Genomic DNA, 19,920 nt, shown 5'->3' with positions numbered 1-19,920 from the left:
GATTGGAAGACAAATTCAATTAACTATAGCATCATTTTCAAATGAAAAAACTAATATTGGCCCTTATTTTAGGGTTTACGGGCATTCTTTCTGCTCAAAATTCGGTATCGGGAACTGTTATCGATCTTCAAAACAAACCCTTAGCCGGCGTATCTGTTTATGCAGCTGAACTACACAAAGGAACAACAACAGATGAAAACGGAAAATACGATTTTAAGAATCTTCCAAACGGAAGTTTCCGACTTTCTTTTACTCTTATCGGTTATACTACGCAAAGCAAGACCATTTCCAAACTCTTAAAAGAAAACACTTTAGACATTACCCTTACGGAATCTGTTTTTGAAATGGATGAAGTTGTGGTTTCAACTCCTTTCAACAAATTGCAATCGCAAAACGTAATGAAAGTAGAACATGAAAGCATTAAAACATTACAACAAAAAGGAACTTCAACTTTAATCGAAGGTCTGGCAACTATTCCGGGAGTTTCTCAAATTTCTACGGGAACTTCTATTGGAAAACCGGTTATTAGAGGTTTAAGCGGAAATCGTGTTTTAGTATACTCGCAAGGAGTTCGTATCGAAAATCAACAATTTGGAGACGAACATGGTCTGGGACTTAATGATGCCGGAATAGAAAGTGTCGAAGTAATCAAAGGGCCTGCTTCTTTATTATACGGATCTGATGCTTTAGGCGGTGTTTTGTATTTTAATCCTGAAAAATTTGCCGATGCGAATACCTTCAAAGCTAATTTTAGTCAAAAATATTTCACCAATACACAAGGAAGTAATTCTTCTATTGGCTTAAAAACTTCAACAGACAACTGGAAATTCTTAGCCCGAGGAAGCTTCAATACTCATTCTGATTACAAAATTGCCGACGGTGACCGTGTAACCAATACCCGCTACAATGAAACCGATTTTAAAACCGGAGTTGGATACAGCAACTCTAGTTTCTCCAGTGTTTTACGTTACAATTACAACAAGCTGGACATTGGTATTCCCGAAGAAGGAATCGCAGAACAGTCATCAAGCAAAAATACCATGTTCCCAAGACAAGGAATCTTCAACCATTTATTGAGTTTGAACAATGTGATCTTTTTTCAAAACTCTAAACTGGACGTTGATTTAGGTTATATTGCCAATGACAGAAGTGAATTTGAAGACAGCAACAACGCTTCTCTTCATATGAAACTGAATACTTTTAATTACAATACCAAATATCATTTTCCAAAATTCGGTAAAATTGAAACGATTGTAGGTGTTCAGGGAATGCATCAGACTAATAAAAATTCAGGGGAAGAATATTTAATTCCGGATGCGACTACAAATGACTTTGGTGCTTTTGGAACTGCAAATTACGAATGGAATAATAATGTTTTACAAGCCGGATTACGTTTTGACAATCGAAAAGTAACTTCTGAAGCTCACGGCACGGAAGGTGAAGAAGGTTATTTTCTGCCTTTAGACCGTTCCTTTGACAGTTTTAATGCTTCATTAGGATATAAAACAAAACTTGCAGAACCATTGACACTTCGATTGAATGTGGCTACAGGTTTCAGAGCGCCAAACTTAGCTGAACTTACGTCAAACGGAGTTCATGAAGGAACAAACCGTTATGAAGTTGGAAATGCTGCTTTAAAAAACGAGCAAAATGTTCAAACCGATTTAAACTTAGAATATAAAAACACGCACTTTGAGTTTTTCATCAACGGATTTTACAATCATGTGAACAACTACATTTACACTTCACCAACAGGCGAAGTACTTGATAACAACGATGTTTTTGCTTATGTTCAGAATGACGCCAAATTATACGGAGGTGAAGCAGGTTTACACTTTCACCCACATCCGCTGGACTGGCTGCATTTTGAAACCAGTTTTGAAACGGTAACCGGTAAAAAACAAAACAATGATTACCTGCCTTTAATTCCTGCTAATAACTGGAATAACACTTTAAGAACTGAATTTAAGATCAAAGACTGGCTTCAAGAAGGCTATGCTTCTTTAAATGTTTCTTCTACTTTTAGCCAAAATAATGTAAGTGGTTTCGAAACTGCTTCGAAAGGATACACTTTAGTGAATTTAGGTTTTGGCGGAACAGTAAAACTAGGCAAACATGCTTTCGATGTTAACCTAAACGGAAACAATTTATTGGATAAAAAATATATTGCTCACCTGTCAAGATTAAAAACGGACGGTATACCAAACATAGGACGAAATATTGTCCTTGGAATTAACTTCAATCTGTAACATTTTTAAACCATATACGACATATAGCTAAGATTAGTTAATACCTGACTAAGCAAGCTTGTATGCCTTATATGGTTTAACTTTTTATCATTATTATTTCACAACAAAAATGCTATTTTTGCTACAATCGTTAAACAAAAATTATGAAAAAAACATTTCTTCTAATGGCAATCACAACTGCAGGAATTTCGTTCGGGCAAGGCAAAATTCAGTATCCCCAAACTAAAAAAGGCGAAACGGTTGATGTGTATTTTGACACTAAAGTAAACGACCCGTATCGTTGGCTTGAAGACGATAAGTCGGCTGAAACTGGAGCCTGGGTAAAGGCTCAAAATGAGGTAACTTATGGTTATTTAGACAAAATTCCATTCCGCAATGAACTAAAAAAGCGCATGGAAAAACTATGGAACTATGAAAAGATCAGTGCTCCATTTGTAGAAGGAAAATTTACTTACTATTCTAAAAACAATGGACTTCAGAATCAATCTGTAGTTTATAGAAAAGGAAAAGACGGTAAAGAAGAGGTTTTCTTAGATCCGAATACTTTTTCGAAAGACGGTACCACTTCTCTTGGAGGATTAAACTTCTCGAAAGACGGATCAAAAGCAGCTTATGCTATTTCTGAAGGAGGAAGCGACTGGAGAAAAGTAATCATTATTGATGCTATCACTAAAAAAGTTCTGGAAGACACCATCGTTGATGTAAAATTCAGCGGGGTTTCATGGCATGGTAACAACGGTTTTTATTACTCTAGTTACGACAAACCAAAAGGAAGTGAACTATCTGCAAAAACCGATCAGCATAAACTGTATTTCCACAAATTGGGAACTTCTCAAAAAGAAGACAAAGTTATCTATGGAGCCGATCAAAAACGCCGATATGTAGGAGGTTATGTTACTGAAGATGACAAATACCTGGTGATTACTGCCGCCAATTCTACTTACGGAAATGAATTGTTCATCAAAGATTTAACGAAACCTAATAGTCCGATTGTAACGATTGTAGACAATTTCAACAGCAGCAATCAGGTTATCGAGAATGAAGGAACTAAATTATTTATAGATACAGACTTAAATGCACCAAACTCACGTGTAGTTACTGTTGATATCAGCAATCCAAAACCGGAAAACTGGAAAGATTTTATCAAAGAAACTAAGGACATCCTATCCCCTACAACTGGTGGTGGATTCTTCTTTGCCAATTATACCAAAGATGCAGTTTCATTTATACAACAATACGATTACAATGGAAAACTAATCCGTGAAATCAAACTTCCTGCAGTAGGTAGTGCCGGTGGATTTGGAGCCAAAAAAGAGGACAAAACATTATATTACAGCTTTACCAATTATACGACTCCCGGAACAATCTATTCATTTGAACCAAAATCAGGTAAATCTGAAATCTATCAAAAACCAAAAGTTGATTTTAAAAGCGAAGATTACGAATCAAAACAAGTGTTCTACACCTCAAAAGACGGAACAAAAATTCCGATGATCATCACTTATAAAAAAGGATTAAAATTAGACGGTAAAAACCCAACTATTCTTTATGGATACGGCGGATTCAACGTTAGCTTAACTCCTAGTTTCAGTATTGCAAATGCCGTTTGGTTAGAAAACGGAGGCGTTTATGCTGTTGCCAATTTAAGAGGTGGTGGTGAATACGGTAAAAAATGGCACGATGCCGGAACTAAATTGCAAAAACAAAATGTATTTGACGATTTTATTGCGGCTGGCGAATATTTAATTGCACAAAAATATACTTCTTCAGACTTCCTTGCTATTCGCGGAGGTTCTAACGGAGGTTTATTAGTGGGAGCGACTATGACACAGCGTCCTGATTTAATGAAAGTTGCTTTACCGGCTGTTGGTGTAATGGACATGTTACGTTACCATACTTTTACTGCCGGTGCAGGTTGGGCTTACGATTACGGAACAGCACAGGATAACAAAGAAATGTTTGAATACCTAAAAGGATACTCACCAGTACAAAACGTAAAAAAAGGTGTTCAGTACCCTGCAACTATGGTAACTACCGGTGATCATGATGACCGTGTGGTTCCTGCACACAGTTTTAAATTTGCTGCTGAACTGCAAGAGAAACAAACAGGTGAAAATCCGGTATTAATTCGTATTGATGTAAAAGCAGGTCACGGTGCAGGAAAATCTGTTGCCGCAACTATTCAGGAAAATGTAGATGTTCAGGCGTTTACACTTTACAATATGGGAATTAAAGCTTTACCCAAAAAGTAAACCTTTAAGCTAAATTTTTTAGCCACGAATTCACGAATTATTCTGTGAGTTCGTGGCTTTATTTTTTTGCCACAGATTAAAAAGATTAATATGATTTTTAATCTGTGAGAACCATATTAATCTGTGGCTAACTTTTATAAATCTGCATGAAAAATAATTCGTGAATTTGTGGCTTTTTTTACTCTGAATTTCGCAAGAACGTTTTGTTTGAGCTTGAGAATTTACCGCAAAGCACGCGAAGATTTTTTATACAAAAGTATATTCAGAAGATGCAAAGTGCGCAAAGCGTTGTGTTGAACCAGCTTTGCGAACTTTATGTTTTTACAAAACCCGGCCGATACAAAAACTTTGCATACTTTGCAGTAAAATTAAATCTGCGGAATCCCCGTGAAAATAATTCGTGAATTCGTGGCTTTTTTTTGCTCTGAATTTCACAAGAACGTTTTGTTTGGGCTTGAGAATTTACCGCAAAGCACGCAAATATTTTTTATACAAAAGTATATTCAGAAGATGCAAAGTGCGCAAAGCGTTGTGTTGAACCAGCTTTGCGAACTTTATCTTTTTACCAAACCCGGCTAATACAAAAACTTTGCGTGCTTTGCGGTAAAATTAAATCTGCGGAATCCCCTTGAAAATAATTCGTGAATTCATGGTAAACTTTTTAAATTTGAGAAACTAAAATCAAAAAAATGAAAATTGTAAAATGGGGAATTATAGGTTGCGGAAATGTAACGGAAGTTAAAAGCGGTCCTGCTTTCCAGAAAACTTCAAATTCAGCTTTAGTTGCTGTTATGCGCAGAGATGCAGCTCTTGCCGAAGATTACGCTAAACGTCATAATGTTCCTAAATGGTACTCCAACGCCATCGATTTAATTAATGATCCTGAAGTTGATGCCGTTTATATTGCTACACCTCCATCTTCTCATAAAGAATACACTATTTTATGTGCCAAGGCCGGGAAACCTGTCTACGTAGAGAAACCAATGGCTTTAAATTTTGAAGAATGCAACGAAATGATCAGCGTTTGCAAAGAACACAACGTTCCGCTGTTTGTTGCCTATTACAGAAGAAGTCTTCCAAGATTCCTAAAAATCAAAGAATTAATAGAACAAGGTAAAATAGGAACTGTCAGACATGTAAATTGTGTTTTATACCATCCGTTTGAGAAACGCTACGACGACGAAATCAATTTACCATGGACGGTTTTACCACACATTTCCGGTGGCGGAATATTTGTCGATTTGGCTTGTCATACCTTAGATTTTCTTGATTTTGTATTTGGTCCGATTAAATCAGTCCGCGGACATGCGAGTTCACAGCTCAAAGCTTATCCGGCAGAAGATTCGGTTTCGATGTCATTTTTGTTCGAAAATGGAATCCACGGAACCGGTTTATGGAATTTTGCCAGTTTTGAACGTTACGACAATACCGATATTGTAGGCGATAAAGGGAAAATTTCGTTCTCTACTTTCGGGAATGATCCTATTCATATTCAATATACAAACGGTGAAAAAGAAAGCATCACGATCGAAAATCCACTTCACATTCAATTACCACTTGTTGAAACGGTTGTTGCTGAAATTTTAGGCAAAGACGGTTTCTCACCATCAAAAGGAACCTCTGCTGCCAGAACAACCTGGGTGATTGATGAAGTATTGAAGGAGTTTAGAAATTCAAAATAAAGGACTGGCAGTTTTTTCTCTGCTATCATTAGCCTTAACCACAATCTTGTCATTTCGACTAAAAAGAGGCTCGAGCGATAGCGAACAGGCGAAGCAAATCAAATTAGCAGATCGACTAAGATTGGCGACTTTCAACGCGTAGTTTCTTTGCGGAATTGTTTGTGCGATTTCTCCTTTCAGTCGAAATGACAGGGCACAAAAAAAGAGGATATTCGAAATGAATATCCTCTTTTTCTAAAAACTAAAACTATATAAAATTATAAGCTGTATTTAAGACCTAAAGTCAATCCTAAACCTGAAATTCCAACATAAGAACTTAATTCGTTCATTGGTTTAGAAGAATCGTATCCTGACGGATTATACTCCTTATTATTAGAGTTTCCGTCTAAACGATCTACATATTTAGTATGAGTTGCAGAATATGAAGCAGTTCTGAAAGCAGTTGTTTCATTTAATTTATCTACACCATTTTCAGTATATATTGTAGTTTCTTTAGTCTTTCCGTGTACTGTAAAGTTACGGTATTCCAATTCTGCGAAAGCAGAAATATGTTTCCCTAATTTATAAGAGGTACCTAAAGATGCCATAAATCCGATTGTTGGATTTGGCTTAACTACATCTTTTGAGAAAGCATTTGTTGAGGCAACTTGATTTGCTCCTACAAAAGTATTATATTGTCTATCCGTTTTAATATCCAATGTACCATGAATAGGAACAATAACTCCTACTTTGGTATATGGCTCAAAACCATGAGCTTCTCCTAAAAACATCACGATTGCTGGTGCTAAATCAAAAGCTTTAATTTCTCCATTCGCTGTAAAACTTACATAAGTAGCTGCCGGACTAGTAGCTGGATTATATGAAATAAGTCTGTTAGTCGTTTGTGACATGGTTTTTTCATTACTTACATAGTAGTTAGCTGACATCTCAACTCCTAAACGTGCTGAGAATCTATAACCTGCAGTAATTCCACTTCTGAAACCTTGTCCAAAAGACCCAGTAACACTTTCTCTAGATGCCAATTTATTATTTGCTAAAGTACCTGCATAAACATCTCTGTTTGGCAATTGACCTCCAACGACAGGAAATTCTGTAGAAGCAGTTTGATTGAAGTAAGATGCACCCAATTTAAAATACCAGCTTTCCGGTTTATCTGCTTTTTCTGTTTGCGCCATTGTGGCCATAGAGCAAACTAATAACCCTAATAAAAATAGGTTCTTTTTCATAATTTTGATTTAATTAATTTTTACAAACATAGATTATTTTAACATAATCTTCTGGTTTGCGTTGTTAGACTTGGAACGAAATCGTTGTAATTTTGAGCAATATTACTAAAAAACTATTATGCATGCATAATTTTAACTTAAAAAAAATGCATTCTTTTAAATTTTAACTGTTAAAATCTAATTTAACTTAAAATTCACCTGCATTTTTTCCAATTCTATCAATAGCTCTGTTGAGATTTTTACTTTTAACCTGCGGCTTGGCATCGTTAATTTGTTTACAACCTTAATCTCCTCAACTTCATTCACTTCCTGAATCTTTGTTTCTTCCATTCCATCATCTTCCCTGTCATTTTCTTCTTCAAAAGTAGTTTCTTCAAAATCTTTTGGCGTTTCGACCTCAACCAATCTCTTTACTTTTTCCAATTCCATGATCTCAAAAGTCACTGAATTGTCGCCTTTATTCTCGCTAAACAAATGACTTAACCTGTGGATAAAATCTGTCTGCAGGTCTTTTATGTTTAACAGTAAAATCAGCTTTTTGGCAAAAGCTTCCAAAATGTCCTGCAATTGTCTTATTTCAACAAATTGCATTCTTGGATCTGATTTCTTACCGGTGTCATGATTTACCCAACCGTCTTTTATTAATATTTTGATGAAAGCAAAATTATTCTGAATTAAGAAATGGCGGAATTTTAAATACTCTTCCCCAAAAATCTTGAACTCATAACTTTCGTCATACCCCTCTAAGTTAAAAACTGCCCAGCCTTTTCCATTTTTAGCCACACGGTGCTGAACATTGTTTATGATTCCGGCAAAATTCAGATTTTTACCCACAAACTCGTTCATACTTTTCAAGGATTCCAATTTGTTATTGCAGAAGTATTTCATCTCAAATCTGAAATCGTCCAATGGATGTCCTGAAATATAGATTCCGACAACTTCTTTTTCCTTCGCCAGTTTTTCCATGGTACTCCAGTCTTCACAAGGAGGCACGACAGGTTCAGCAATCTGTACTTCACTCGCTTCTCCAAACAAACTTACTTGTGAGGAGTTTTCGTTTTCCTGAAACTTAGATCCGTAACGCATCGCTTTTTCATAAAACGTAATTCCGTCACCATCATCATGAAAATACTGTGCTCTTGTTGTTCCTTCAAAGGAATCGAAACCACCCGCCAACGCCAGGTTTTCGATTGCTTTTTTATTAGCGGCACGCAAATCAATACGTTTTGCCAAATCAAAAATCGATTTATATCTTCCGTCTTTTCTGTTTTCTACGATAGTTGCAACAGCTCCTGAACCCACTCCTTTAATCGCTCCCATTCCAAAACGAACTGCATACTCATCGTTTACAGTGAATTTATAAAAAGATTCGTTCACATCTGGTCCTAAAACCTGCAAGCCCATTCGTTTACATTCTTCCATAAAAAACGATACTTGTTTGATATCGTTCATGTTGTTTGAAAGAACCGCCGCCATATATTCTGCCGGATAATGTGCTTTTAGGTAGGCTGTTTGATAAGCAATCCAGGCATAACAAGTCGAGTGTGATTTGTTGAAGGCGTAACTCGCAAAGGCTTCCCAGTCTTTCCAGATTTTCTCCAGAACTTTTGCATCATGCCCTTTTTTCGCGGCCTGTTCCACGAATTTAGGCTTCATTTTGTCCAGTACGTCCTTTTGTTTCTTACCCATCGCCTTACGCAAAACGTCGGCTTCACCTTTTGTAAAGTCAGCCAGCAATTGCGACAAAAGCATTACCTGCTCCTGGTAAACTGTAATTCCGTAGGTTTCTCCCAAATATTCTTCACAGGCATCTAAGTCGTATTTGATTTCCTCTTCTCCGTTTTTTCTTCGAACGAAAGATGGAATATACTCCAAAGGTCCCGGACGGTACAGGGCGTTCATTGCAATTAAATCTCCAAAAACCGTAGGCTTCAGATCCTTCATGTATTTCTGCATTCCGGGTGACTCATATTGGAAGATTCCAACCGTTTCACCTCTTTGGAAAAGTGCATAAGTCTCGACATCATCAATCGGAAATGTATCCGGATCCAGATCAATTCCGTTTCTGTATTTTACCAGTTTAACGGTATCTTTTATAAGTGTAAGGGTCTTCAGACCCAAAAAGTCCATCTTTAGTAATCCTGCACTTTCTGCTACCGAGTTATCAAACTGGGTCACATACAAATCAGAATCTTTTGCGGTGGTAACGGGAACGAAATTCGTAATATCCGATGGCGTAATGATTACACCACAGGCATGAATTCCGGTATTTCGCATTGATCCTTCGAGAATCTTTGCCTGCTGAATGGTTTCTCCTGCCAAATCATCTTCATTGGCAATCGAAATCAGCTCTTTTACATTATCATATTCATCAGAACGAAGTGCTTTTTTAACCTCATCCTCACTTTCTGAAATAAAACGCGCTAAATTCCATTTGGATGGCATCATTGCCGGAATCAGTTTTGCAATTCTATCGGCTTCAAACAACGGTAAATCCAGTACACGAGCCGTATCACGAATCGCAGATTTGGTTGCCATTTTACCGTACGTAATAATTTGCGCTACCTGATTCTGACCGTACTTATTAATTACATAATCCATAACACGTCCACGCCCCTCATCATCAAAGTCAATATCAATATCGGGCATCGATACACGGTCAGGATTAAGAAAACGCTCAAAAAGTAAATCGTACTTAATCGGGTCGATATTCGTAATTCCTAAGCAATACGCTACCGCAGAACCGGCTGCAGATCCACGACCGGGACCTACCGAAACGTCCATATTTCTGGCTTCGGCGATGAAATCCTGAACGATCAAAAAGTACCCCGGATATCCTGAATTCGAAATGGTCAACAGCTCAAAATCCAAACGCTCCTGAATCGACTCTGTAATTTCGCCATATCGTTTTTTTGCTCCCACCATGGTAAGATGACGCAAATATTTATTTTCTCCTCTAACCCCGCCATCAGCCTCATCTTCGACAACGACAAACTCGTCGGGAATATCAAATTTAGGAAGCAATACATCGCGATAAAGCGAATATCCTTCAACTTTGTCTACAATTTCCTGAATGTTAATAATGGCATCAGGCAAATCCGCGAAGAGTTTTTTCATCTCCTCACCTGACTTATAGTAATATTCCTGATTAGGTAATCCGTAACGATATCCACGGCCGCGACCAATAGGTGTGGCTTGTTTCTCACCATCTTTTACACACAGCAAAATGTCGTGTGCGTTGGCGTCTTCTTTATTTAAATAGTAGGTATTATTGGTCGCAATTAATTTAACATCATGTTTCTTAGAAAATTCAATCAGGGTTTTATTCACACGGTTTTCATCTTCCTGATTGTGACGCATCACTTCCAGATAAAAATCGTCTCCAAATTGTTCTTTCCACCAAATTAGAGCTTCTTCGGCCTGAGTTTCACCAATGTTCAGAATTTTACTTGGAATCTCTCCGTATAAATTTCCGGACAAGACCATGATGTCTTCTTTGTATTTTTCAATAATACCACGGTCAATCCTCGGAACATAATAAAATCCGTTTGTAAAAGCGATCGACGACATTTTGGCCAGGTTGTGATAACCGTTTTTATTTTTGGCTAATAATACAATCTGGTTTCCATTGTCTTTTTTGCTTTTATCCAGGTGATTCTCGCAAACATTAAATTCGCAGCCTACAATTGGTTTTATCTCTGTCTCTGTAGGTTCTTCCCCTGCTTCGACCAGGGCTTTATTTTTGGCAGATGCCCCTTTATTGTGGTTCATAACGGCGCTCACAAAGTGAAAAGCCCCCATCATATTCCCGGTATCGGTCATGGCAACAGCCGGCATTCCGTTTTTAGCGGTAGCCGCAACGATATTTCCAACCCCTATAGTAGATTGCAGTACCGAAAACTGTGTATGATTGTGCAAATGCGCATATTTTGCTACTTTAAAATCTTCTCTGTCTGACTCTGAAATTGTAGTTCGTTCGTCATTAGATTCTAAAGCCTTTAACTGCTCTCTGATTTTGTCGGAAGCAGCTTTTAAGTTAATGTGTTTTAATCCGATTAACGGAAATTCCTGTGGATTTCTATTTTGGAATTCTTTAAAATAATCCTTTGGAACATCCAGCTCTTCTTTCGTAAAAACCTCTCTTCTGATTAACTCCAGAAAACAACGCGTAGTTGCCTCAACGTCGGCAGTTGCGTTGTGCGCTTCTGCAAAAGGCTTGTTGAAAAGGTAACTATGTAACTCCGTTAAGGTTGGCAATTTAAATTTACCTCCACGTCCTCCCGGAAGCTGTAATAATGAAGCAGTCACCTCAGTACAAGTATCCAAAACAGGCATCGACCCCATAGGAGAGTCTACTCCCATTCTATGGAATTCTGCTCCCATAATATTAACATCGAAACCTAAATTCTGACCAACGATAAACTTGGTTTTACTTAAAGCAATATTGAATTTCTCCAAAACTTCGGCCAGAGTGATTCCATCGGCATCGGCCAATTCTGTCGAAATTCCGTGAATACGTTCAGCGTCGTACGGAATATTAAATCCATCGGGTTTAACCAGATAATCCTGATGCTCTATGAGCTGTCCCATTTCGTCATGCAGCTGCCATGCGATCTGAATACAGCGAGGCCAGTTGTCAGAATCGGTTATCGGAGCATCCCATCGTTTTGGTAATCCGGTGGTTTCGGTATCGAATATTAAGTACATAGGTATAAAAAGACAAATTTAAAATTCTAAATTTCGAAAATTAACAGATCATAAATTACTGATTTAGTGACCGATAAAAATTCAAAAAATAAAAATGGTGGAAGTTCAAATTTACGCTTTTTTTCCGCTTGAAAAAATAAAGAATCATGAATATCATTCTTAGAAAAAAACGACTCATTTTCTTATAAAAAAGATACCTTTGAGCTTTAAAATCTAATCAAAAACGCATTTAATTTTATGAGAAAAATTTTACTTATTTCATTTATCCTTTTAAATCTTCTTAATTCCTGCAGCAGCGACAATTCCGATACAGTCAAACCCATTGCTTCCTTTACTCTATCAGCAACAGTAGTTAATGTTGGGGATGAAATTAAAGTAACCAATACCGCCACAGCAGGTGCAGAAATTGTATCCTATACTTTTAATTTTGGAAACGATATTACCTCTACCGAGAAAGAACCTACATTCTATTATTCTAAACCCGGAAAATATAGTGTTTCATTAGTTGTTAAAGATGCGAATGGACTTAGCACCACCAATACAATTGGAGTTACAGTGAATGATCTATATTCTTTTCCAACTCAAAATCCAATTACAACTAACAACGACTCTGATGTATTCCCTATAGAAATAGGTGTTTACGAAAATAAAGTATTCTATACTGAAGGCTACAGAACCATATTAACATCATCTCCCCAATTATACCGACATGTAGCATATGATGAAACAACCAAAACTTTTACCACGAAAATGGTTGCTCAAAAGTTTGCTAATTCAGGACATTCATACACTACTTTTCTAAACAACGGAAATAAAATTGTGACAATGGTTGAGTCTCTTAATTATATAGGAGGCCGAGAAGTAGAATTAAACTCCAATTGGGAATTCGTTCAATCCGGCAGCTCAGGCCAAATCACTTATGGTTCAATTCAAAATAATAACCAATATTATTTTTATGGATCTTATAACGAAAATCCTTCCATCGAAATTAGAAATAATACCGGTCAGGTTATAAGTCGAAAAACTTACGAAAACACACTTAAAAATGCATTTATCGGGCATTTAATTAAAACAGGAAATACATACGTTGCTTTTGGAGGTAAATATGACCCATCAACGACAGATGCGTTTATGAATTACAAACCCATAATACTATTTCTTAATGAAAATCTCGAGATAACCAATCAAAAAACATACGAGACAGGCAGCTTAAATACTTCCTTAAAAGAGTGGAATAACCTAAATGGCTTCTTTAAAGTAATAAACCTTACAAATGGAAATTTAGCCCTATACAGCCACAATGAACTAAGAGTTACAACACCTCAAGGGGAAGAGCTTAAATTAATTAGATTTAATGGCAGCGGAAACTTACAGGGACTTATAGGAGTTGATAATGGTTTTATTGTTTCCAGTGCCCGAAAAATAGAAAAATATGACAACCTAGGAAACGTAACAAAATCTATTTCATCCGAAGGAACAAATCATTCTGATTTTGTCAAAAAAGGAAATGTAATTTATTTTGCAATTGCGAGGCCGGACCTTTATCAGAATTACTCTCTTTACAAAGTGAGACTTGGAGCCATAGATTCCAACCTTACTTACCACAAACTATAAACTTCATGAATTAAAAAATAAAAGAGGAAGTCTCAAAACAATGAGATTTCCTCTTTCTTTTTTCTTTATAAGAAAGGCATCCTAAATAACGCAGGTTTTATCCACACCCGTTACTATTTTTATTCTTTTCCATTCACAAAAACCATCAGCGAAATTGCTAAATACGGAATGTCTTTTAAAATAAAAAAATCGGTTACAGGAAATCCTTCAACCATTTTAAAAACACCCGGAGTGGTCACCAGAAAACTCAATGTTGTCACAAATATAACCGCTGATGCAAAGCCCGCATAAAAACCAATTCTCCTTAAAAACAAAGAAGCCAGTAAACCAATCCCTGTTAACACTTCAAAAATTCCAATAAGATTTGAAACCTGCTGAACCGACATTACTTTGTACATCCAGCCCATGGCAAAATGATTTTCGACCAATTCTTTTATAGCTCCGGCTTCCACTGCTGTAAACTTAAAAAATCCTACCCAAAGCAAAATAATTACAGTTCCCAAAACTCCCAGTTTGTAAGCAAATTCATTTAAATTCATAACATTATTTTTAAAATTAGAATGTTCAAAATTAGCACTAGCTTTTAAAAGCAAATGTCGGATACCCGTCATTATCCGTTAATTTTTCCACAAGCAATCCTCTGCTTCTTCATTTAATTTCATTCTAAAAAAGAAAAAAATACGCTTCTTGGATGTCGTATTATTTCCATTAAAAAAACACAAATACACATTCCTCCTCAAGGTGTCAAAGTACGCTTAAAAAGTGTTTTTATCTGAGATTCCAGAAACCTAAAAAGAAATTCAAAATCAACAAAAAATATCTTTTTTACTGATTTTGTTACATTTTTCAAACCTAAAACCTGTATTTTATAGCGATTTTAAAGCAAATCCATCAATCAACAAATTTCAAAGCTGTTCTCTGGAAATTAACTTTGAGAAGAAAAACAATACTTATCTGCTATTCTTTTTTCGGCCAAAAACAGATTTTTCAAAAGCCAATCGCAATTCGTATTTTTAGTTTGGGTATCGTATATAATGAAATATTGAAATTGACCACTTTTTAGCTTTTTTTAATTTTGCTTTCCTATTATATATAAGCAGAAATTGCTGTGGTTATAGAAATTACAATTAAAAAAACAAAACAATGAGTAAGACATTATTTGACAAAGTATGGGATTCACATGTAGTGCGTAAAATTGAAGATGGACCAGATGTGTTTTTTATTGACCGCCATTTTATTCACGAAGTTACAAGTCCCGTTGCTTTTCTAGGATTAAAAGCCAGAGGCGTTTCCGTTCTATATCCGGAGCGTACTTTTGCAACTGCAGACCACAATACTCCGACTATTAACCAACACCTGCCAGTACAAGATGCCTTATCTGCTAATCAGCTGAAAGCTCTTGAGGACAATGCCAATGAATATGGAATTTCGCACTGGGGACTAGGGCACATTAAAAATGGAATTGTACACGTAGTAGGTCCTGAAAACGGAATTACTTTGCCTGGTGCTACTATTGTTTGCGGTGATTCACACACGTCTACACATGGTGCTTTTGGAGCCATTGCTTTTGGTATCGGAACTTCCGAGGTTGAGATGGTTCTTTCTACGCAATGTATCATGCAGCCAAAACCAAAGAAAATGCGTATCAACGTAAACGGTCAGTTAAGCAAAGGAGTTGGCCCAAAAGACGTTGCACTTTACATCATTGCTCAATTAACTACTTCGGGCGGAACCGGTTATTTTGTTGAATATGCCGGAGATGTTTTCGAAAATATGACCATGGAGGGCCGTATGACGGTTTGCAACCTAAGTATTGAAATGGGTGCCCGAGGCGGGATGATCGCTCCGGATCAGACTACTTTTGATTTCCTTGAAGGAAGATTATTCACGCCAAAAGGAGAAGCATGGGAAAAAGCGGTTGCCTATTGGAAAACCCTAAAAACGGATCCTGATGCTGTTTTTGATGCCGAATTGAACATCAACGCTTCCGATATCGAACCAATGATTACTTATGGTACTAACCCGGGAATGGGAATTGGTATCTCAAAACATATCCCGAACGCCAACCAGGTTGAAGGCGGTGAGGAAACTTATAAAAAATCTCTTGCCTACATGGGCTTTAAAGAAGACGATGTAATGATTGGAAAGCCAATTGACTATGTTTTCTTAGGAAGCTGTACCAATGGACGTATTGAAGATTTCAGGGCTTTTGCCGAAATTGTTAAAGGAAGAAAAAAAGCGGACAATGTAACGGCTTGGCTAGTTCCCGGCTCTCATGTTGTTGAAGCTCAAATTAAAGAAGAAGGTATTTTAGATATTCTTACGGATGCCGGTTTCGTATTACGTCAGCCGGGATGCTCTGCCTGCTTAGCGATGAACGACGACAAAGTTCCTGCCGGAAAATATGCGGTAAGTACCTCCAACAGAAATTTTGAAGGCCGTCAAGGACCCGGTTCCAGAACATTATTAGCAAGTCCGATTATGGCTGCTGCAGCTGCTGTTACCGGAAAACTAACAGACCCAAGAGAATTATTTTAATTCTTGCTGTAAGCTTTAAGCAATAGACTTTAAGCTATAATCAGATTATTAAAAAAGGCTTACTGCCTGAAGCAAATAAAAAAACAAACGCTGTGCAAAAAGCTTAAAGCATACAACTTATAGCCTAAAGCAGAAAAACAGCCTAAAGCAAAAACAAAAATGGCATACGATAAATTTAATATACTTACCAGCAGTGCAGTGCCGCTGCCAATTGAAAACGTAGACACCGATCAAATCATTCCGGCTCGTTTTCTGAAAGCAACTAAACGTGAAGGTTTTGGAGACAATCTGTTTAGAGACTGGAGATATAACGGAGATGACACTCCAAAAACTGATTTCGTTTTAAACGATTCAACTTATAGTGGAAAAATTCTCGTTGGAGGAAAAAACTTCGGCTCAGGATCTTCGAGAGAACATGCTGCCTGGGCGGTTTACGATTACGGTTTCAGAGCTGTAGTTTCAAGTTTCTTTGCTGACATTTTCAAAGGAAATTGTCTGAACATCGGAGTTCTTCCAGTTCAGGTAAGCCCTGAATTTGCCGAAACCATTTTTAAAGCCATCGAAGCTGACCCTAAAACAGAATTGGAAATCAATTTACCGAATCAAACGATTACTTTATTGGCAACAGGCCAGCAAGAATCATTTGCTATTAACGGATACAAAAAAAACAACATGATTAATGGCTTTGATGACATTGATTATTTACAAAATATCAAAGAAGACATTGTGGCTTTTGCCGACAAACTTCCTTATTAAAAAATCAGTTTCAGTCCTATGAGACCCGACAGTTTTTTTTTAATCTGTCGGGTCTTATAACTTAAACAAAACCAGACAACACAACAACAATCTATTTGTATAAAGGAATTTGGAAAATCAATATGAAAAAAAGAAAAATTGAAATAATGGATACGACACTCCGTGATGGCGAACAAACCTCGGGAGTCTCATTTTCTGCTGCAGAAAAACTGACCATTGCACAATTACTGTTGGAGGAATTAAATATTGACCGAATCGAAATTGCTTCTGCACGTGTAAGTGAAGGAGAATTTCAGGCCGTAAAAGGCATCACTACCTGGGCAACCGAAAAAGAATACATTAATCGTATTGAAGTTCTTGCCTTTGTAGACGGTGGTGTTTCGATAGAATGGATGAAAAAAGCTGGTGCAAGAGTTCAGAATTTATTAACCAAAGGCTCCCTAAATCACCTCACTCATCAATTAAAAAAAACACCTGAACAGCACTTTTCTGAAATCGCACACATCATCAGTTTAGCCCAGGAGAATGATATTGAAACCAATGTTTATCTGGAAGACTGGAGCAACGGAATGCGAAATTCTCCTGACTATGTTTTTCAATTTCTGGATTTTCTATCCACTCAGCCCGTTAAACGAATTTTACTTCCGGATACTTTAGGCGTGTTAATTCCGTCGCTGACTTTTGAGTTTATCTCGAAAATCAGAGCCCGATATCCTAAAATTCATTTCGATTTCCACGCTCATAACGACTACGACTTAAGCGTTGCCAATGTTATGGAAGCTATAAAAGCCGGTATCAATGGACTTCATGTGACCGTAAACGGAATGGGAGAACGTGCCGGAAATGCACCACTCGAAAGTACCGTAGCCGTAATAAACGATTACCTGCCTGAAGTGAGCATCAACATTAAGGAAACTTCTTTGTACACCGTGAGTAAACTGGTAGAAACTTTTACCGGTTACAGAATTCCTGCCAACAAACCAATTGTTGGAGACAATGTTTTTACACAAACTGCCGGAATTCATGCCGACGGGGACAATAAAAACAATCTGTATTTTAATGATTTGCTTCCGGAACGCTTTGGAAGAAAACGAAAATATGCTTTGGGGAAAACTTCAGGAAAAGCCAATATTGAAAAGAATCTTCAGGAATTAGGTTTAAAATTGAATCCGGAAGATTTGAAATTGGTCACACAAAGAATCATCGAATTGGGAGACAAAAAAGAGACGGTAACCAAGGAAGATCTCCCGTACATCATTTCTGATGTTCTGGACAGCCATACTTACGAAGAAAGAATAAAAATTGAATCCTATATATTAGTTCACTCAAAAGGAATGCGCCCGTCAACGACTTTATGCCTAAAATTCGGCGATGAAGTTATCGAAGAAAATGCGCAGGGTGACGGTCAGTTTGATGCTTTTATGAATGCTTTATCCAAAATTTATAAAAGCAAAAAACTAACACTTCCCAAATTAATTGACTATGCCGTAAGAATCCCTCCCGGAAGCAGCTCTGATGCCTTGTGCGAAACCATCATCACCTGGGTCAACAACGGAAAAGAATTTAAAACAAGAGGATTAGATTCTGACCAAACTGTTGCTGCGATTATTGCAACTCAAAAAATGCTTAATATAGTTACTTAACATAAAAGACAAAGGTTCAGAGAGGCAAAGGTACAAAGACTAAAAAATAGAGTTTCCACCCCAATACCTCTGAACCTTTGCCTCTCTGAGCCTCTGAACCTTAAATAACACACATAGAATGAAATTAAACATAGCCCTTTTAGCAGGAGACGGAATTGGCCCTGAGGTAATAAACGAAGCGGTAAAAGTATCTGATGCTATTGCAAAAAAATTCAATCACGAAATAACATGGACACCAGCTTTAACCGGAGCATGCGCAATTGACGCTGTTGGAGTTCCTTATCCTGATGAAACTCACGAAATATGCATGAAAGCCGATGCTGTTTTATTTGGAGCAATCGGTCATCCAAAATATGATAATGATCCAAGTGCACCGGTACGTCCGGAACAGGGTTTATTACTCATGCGTAAAAAATTAGGATTGTTTGCGAATGTACGTCCGACCTTCACTTTTCCATCCTTAATTGACAACTCTCCTTTAAAAAGAGAAAGAATTGAAGGTACTGATCTGGTTTTTTTAAGAGAATTGACAGGAGGGATTTACTTTGGGGAAAAAGGAAGAAAAGATAATGGCGACACAGCATTCGACAATTGTGTTTACACCAGAGCTGAAGTACAGCGACTGGCAAAAAAAGGCTTTGAATTGGCAATGACCCGCAGCAAAAAATTATGCTGTGTTGACAAGGCGAACGTTCTGGAGACTTCGCGTTTATGGAGAGAAACGGTACAAGCTATGGAAAAAGACTATCCGGAAGTTACTGTATCTTACGAGTTTGTGGATGCCGTTGCCATGAGATTGGTTCAATGGCCTAATTCTTACGACGTTCTGATTACCGAGAATTTATTTGGAGATATTTTAACTGATGAAGCTTCTGTAATCTCAGGCTCGATGGGATTAATGCCATCTGCTTCTGTTGGAGAACACACTTCTCTTTACGAACCAATTCATGGATCTTACCCACAGGCTACAGGATTGAATATCGCAAATCCGCTGGCTACTATTTTATCAGCTGCCATGATGTTTGAAGATGCTTTTGGATTAAAAGGCGAAGCCGAAGCAATTAGAGCAGTGGTAAACCAATCCTTAGAACAGGGAATTGTTACCGAGGATCTGGCTCCAAAAGGCACTAAAGCTTATAAAACCAGTGAAGTTGGAGACTGGCTTGTCGCTAACTTATAGTTTATTTTAGTTTCAGGTTTCAGGCTTTTGGAACATGAAACTTGAAACCTGAAACAAAAAAAAAGGGATCAAC

At 37.3% G+C, this 19,920-nt stretch carries 11 protein-coding genes; 8 read left to right on the top strand and 3 right to left on the bottom strand.

The window, feature by feature from the left end:
• The first annotated feature begins 41 nt into the window (after positions 1-41).
• The 3 genes from OLM58_RS08735 (at position 42) to OLM58_RS08725 (ending at position 6,183) form a co-directional block, all read left to right on the top strand.
• Positions 42-2,249, top strand: a complete 2,208-nt coding sequence (locus tag OLM58_RS08735) for a TonB-dependent receptor (protein ID WP_264531982.1) — start codon at positions 42-44, stop codon at positions 2,247-2,249.
• Positions 2,250-2,392: 143 nt separating this feature from the next.
• Positions 2,393-4,501: a prolyl oligopeptidase family serine peptidase gene (locus OLM58_RS08730; RefSeq protein WP_264531981.1), complete on the top strand. Its 2,109-nt coding sequence runs from the start codon at positions 2,393-2,395 to the stop codon at positions 4,499-4,501.
• 689 nt (positions 4,502-5,190) lie between these two features.
• The gene (locus OLM58_RS08725) at positions 5,191-6,183 is read left to right on the top strand and encodes a Gfo/Idh/MocA family protein (protein ID WP_264531980.1); all 993 of its coding nucleotides are present in this window, start codon (positions 5,191-5,193) and stop codon (positions 6,181-6,183) included.
• Between the two features lie 257 nt (positions 6,184-6,440).
• Here the strand turns inward: OLM58_RS08725 and OLM58_RS08720 are convergent, their stop codons facing one another.
• Complete coding sequence (locus OLM58_RS08720) at positions 6,441-7,409, bottom strand: outer membrane beta-barrel protein (protein WP_264531979.1); 969 nt, start codon at positions 7,407-7,409, stop codon at positions 6,441-6,443.
• A 177-nt stretch (positions 7,410-7,586) separates the two neighbouring features.
• Entirely contained in the window at positions 7,587-12,116 is a 4,530-nt protein-coding gene (dnaE, locus tag OLM58_RS08715) for a DNA polymerase III subunit alpha (protein WP_264531978.1), read from the bottom strand.
• A 237-nt stretch (positions 12,117-12,353) separates the two neighbouring features.
• Between dnaE and OLM58_RS08710 the strand changes: the two genes are divergently transcribed.
• Positions 12,354-13,730: a PKD domain-containing protein gene (locus tag OLM58_RS08710; protein WP_264531977.1), complete on the top strand. Its 1,377-nt coding sequence runs from the start codon at positions 12,354-12,356 to the stop codon at positions 13,728-13,730.
• Positions 13,731-13,849: 119 nt separating this feature from the next.
• Here OLM58_RS08710 and OLM58_RS08705 read toward each other — a convergent pair whose 3' ends face one another.
• Entirely contained in the window at positions 13,850-14,269 is a 420-nt protein-coding gene (locus OLM58_RS08705) for a YkgB family protein (protein WP_264531976.1), read from the bottom strand.
• 604 nt (positions 14,270-14,873) lie between these two features.
• On the opposite strand from OLM58_RS08705, the gene leuC reads away from it, so the two are divergent.
• From leuC to leuB, 4 genes are all read left to right on the top strand, one after another.
• Positions 14,874-16,268 (top strand): 3-isopropylmalate dehydratase large subunit, encoded by a 1,395-nt coding sequence (leuC, locus tag OLM58_RS08700; RefSeq protein WP_264531975.1) that lies wholly within the window; start codon positions 14,874-14,876, stop codon positions 16,266-16,268.
• Between the two features lie 159 nt (positions 16,269-16,427).
• A complete protein-coding gene (gene leuD, locus OLM58_RS08695; RefSeq protein WP_264531974.1) occupies positions 16,428-17,024 on the top strand; it encodes a 3-isopropylmalate dehydratase small subunit in 597 nt (198 codons plus the stop codon).
• Between the two features lie 122 nt (positions 17,025-17,146).
• Complete coding sequence (locus OLM58_RS08690; RefSeq protein WP_264531973.1) at positions 17,147-18,667, top strand: alpha-isopropylmalate synthase regulatory domain-containing protein; 1,521 nt, start codon at positions 17,147-17,149, stop codon at positions 18,665-18,667.
• A 118-nt stretch (positions 18,668-18,785) separates the two neighbouring features.
• Positions 18,786-19,847: a 3-isopropylmalate dehydrogenase gene (gene leuB / locus OLM58_RS08685; RefSeq protein ID WP_264531972.1), complete on the top strand. Its 1,062-nt coding sequence runs from the start codon at positions 18,786-18,788 to the stop codon at positions 19,845-19,847.
• The last annotated feature ends 73 nt before the right edge of the window (positions 19,848-19,920 follow it).

Origin of the sequence: Flavobacterium sp. N502540, assembly GCF_025947365.1 — a bacterium.
Lineage (GTDB): Bacteria > Bacteroidota > Bacteroidia > Flavobacteriales > Flavobacteriaceae > Flavobacterium.
Note: the sequence above shows the minus strand (reverse complement) of the source record. Positions and strands in the feature narration are given on the sequence as shown.

What these genes read in the sequence shown, in the direction of transcription:
- OLM58_RS08735 (WP_264531982.1), top strand. Translation starts at nt 42, where the DNA reads ATGAAAAAACTAATATTGGCCCTTATTTTAGGGTTTACGGGCATTCTT.
- OLM58_RS08730 (WP_264531981.1), top strand. Translation starts at nt 2,393, where the DNA reads ATGAAAAAAACATTTCTTCTAATGGCAATCACAACTGCAGGAATTTCG.
- OLM58_RS08725 (WP_264531980.1), top strand. Translation starts at nt 5,191, where the DNA reads ATGAAAATTGTAAAATGGGGAATTATAGGTTGCGGAAATGTAACGGAA.
- OLM58_RS08720 (WP_264531979.1), bottom strand. Translation starts at nt 7,409, where the DNA reads ATGAAAAAGAACCTATTTTTATTAGGGTTATTAGTTTGCTCTATGGCC.
- dnaE (WP_264531978.1), bottom strand. Translation starts at nt 12,116, where the DNA reads ATGTACTTAATATTCGATACCGAAACCACCGGATTACCAAAACGATGG.
- OLM58_RS08710 (WP_264531977.1), top strand. Translation starts at nt 12,354, where the DNA reads ATGAGAAAAATTTTACTTATTTCATTTATCCTTTTAAATCTTCTTAAT.
- OLM58_RS08705 (WP_264531976.1), bottom strand. Translation starts at nt 14,269, where the DNA reads ATGAATTTAAATGAATTTGCTTACAAACTGGGAGTTTTGGGAACTGTA.
- leuC (WP_264531975.1), top strand. Translation starts at nt 14,874, where the DNA reads ATGAGTAAGACATTATTTGACAAAGTATGGGATTCACATGTAGTGCGT.
- leuD (WP_264531974.1), top strand. Translation starts at nt 16,428, where the DNA reads ATGGCATACGATAAATTTAATATACTTACCAGCAGTGCAGTGCCGCTG.
- OLM58_RS08690 (WP_264531973.1), top strand. Translation starts at nt 17,147, where the DNA reads ATGAAAAAAAGAAAAATTGAAATAATGGATACGACACTCCGTGATGGC.
- leuB (WP_264531972.1), top strand. Translation starts at nt 18,786, where the DNA reads ATGAAATTAAACATAGCCCTTTTAGCAGGAGACGGAATTGGCCCTGAG.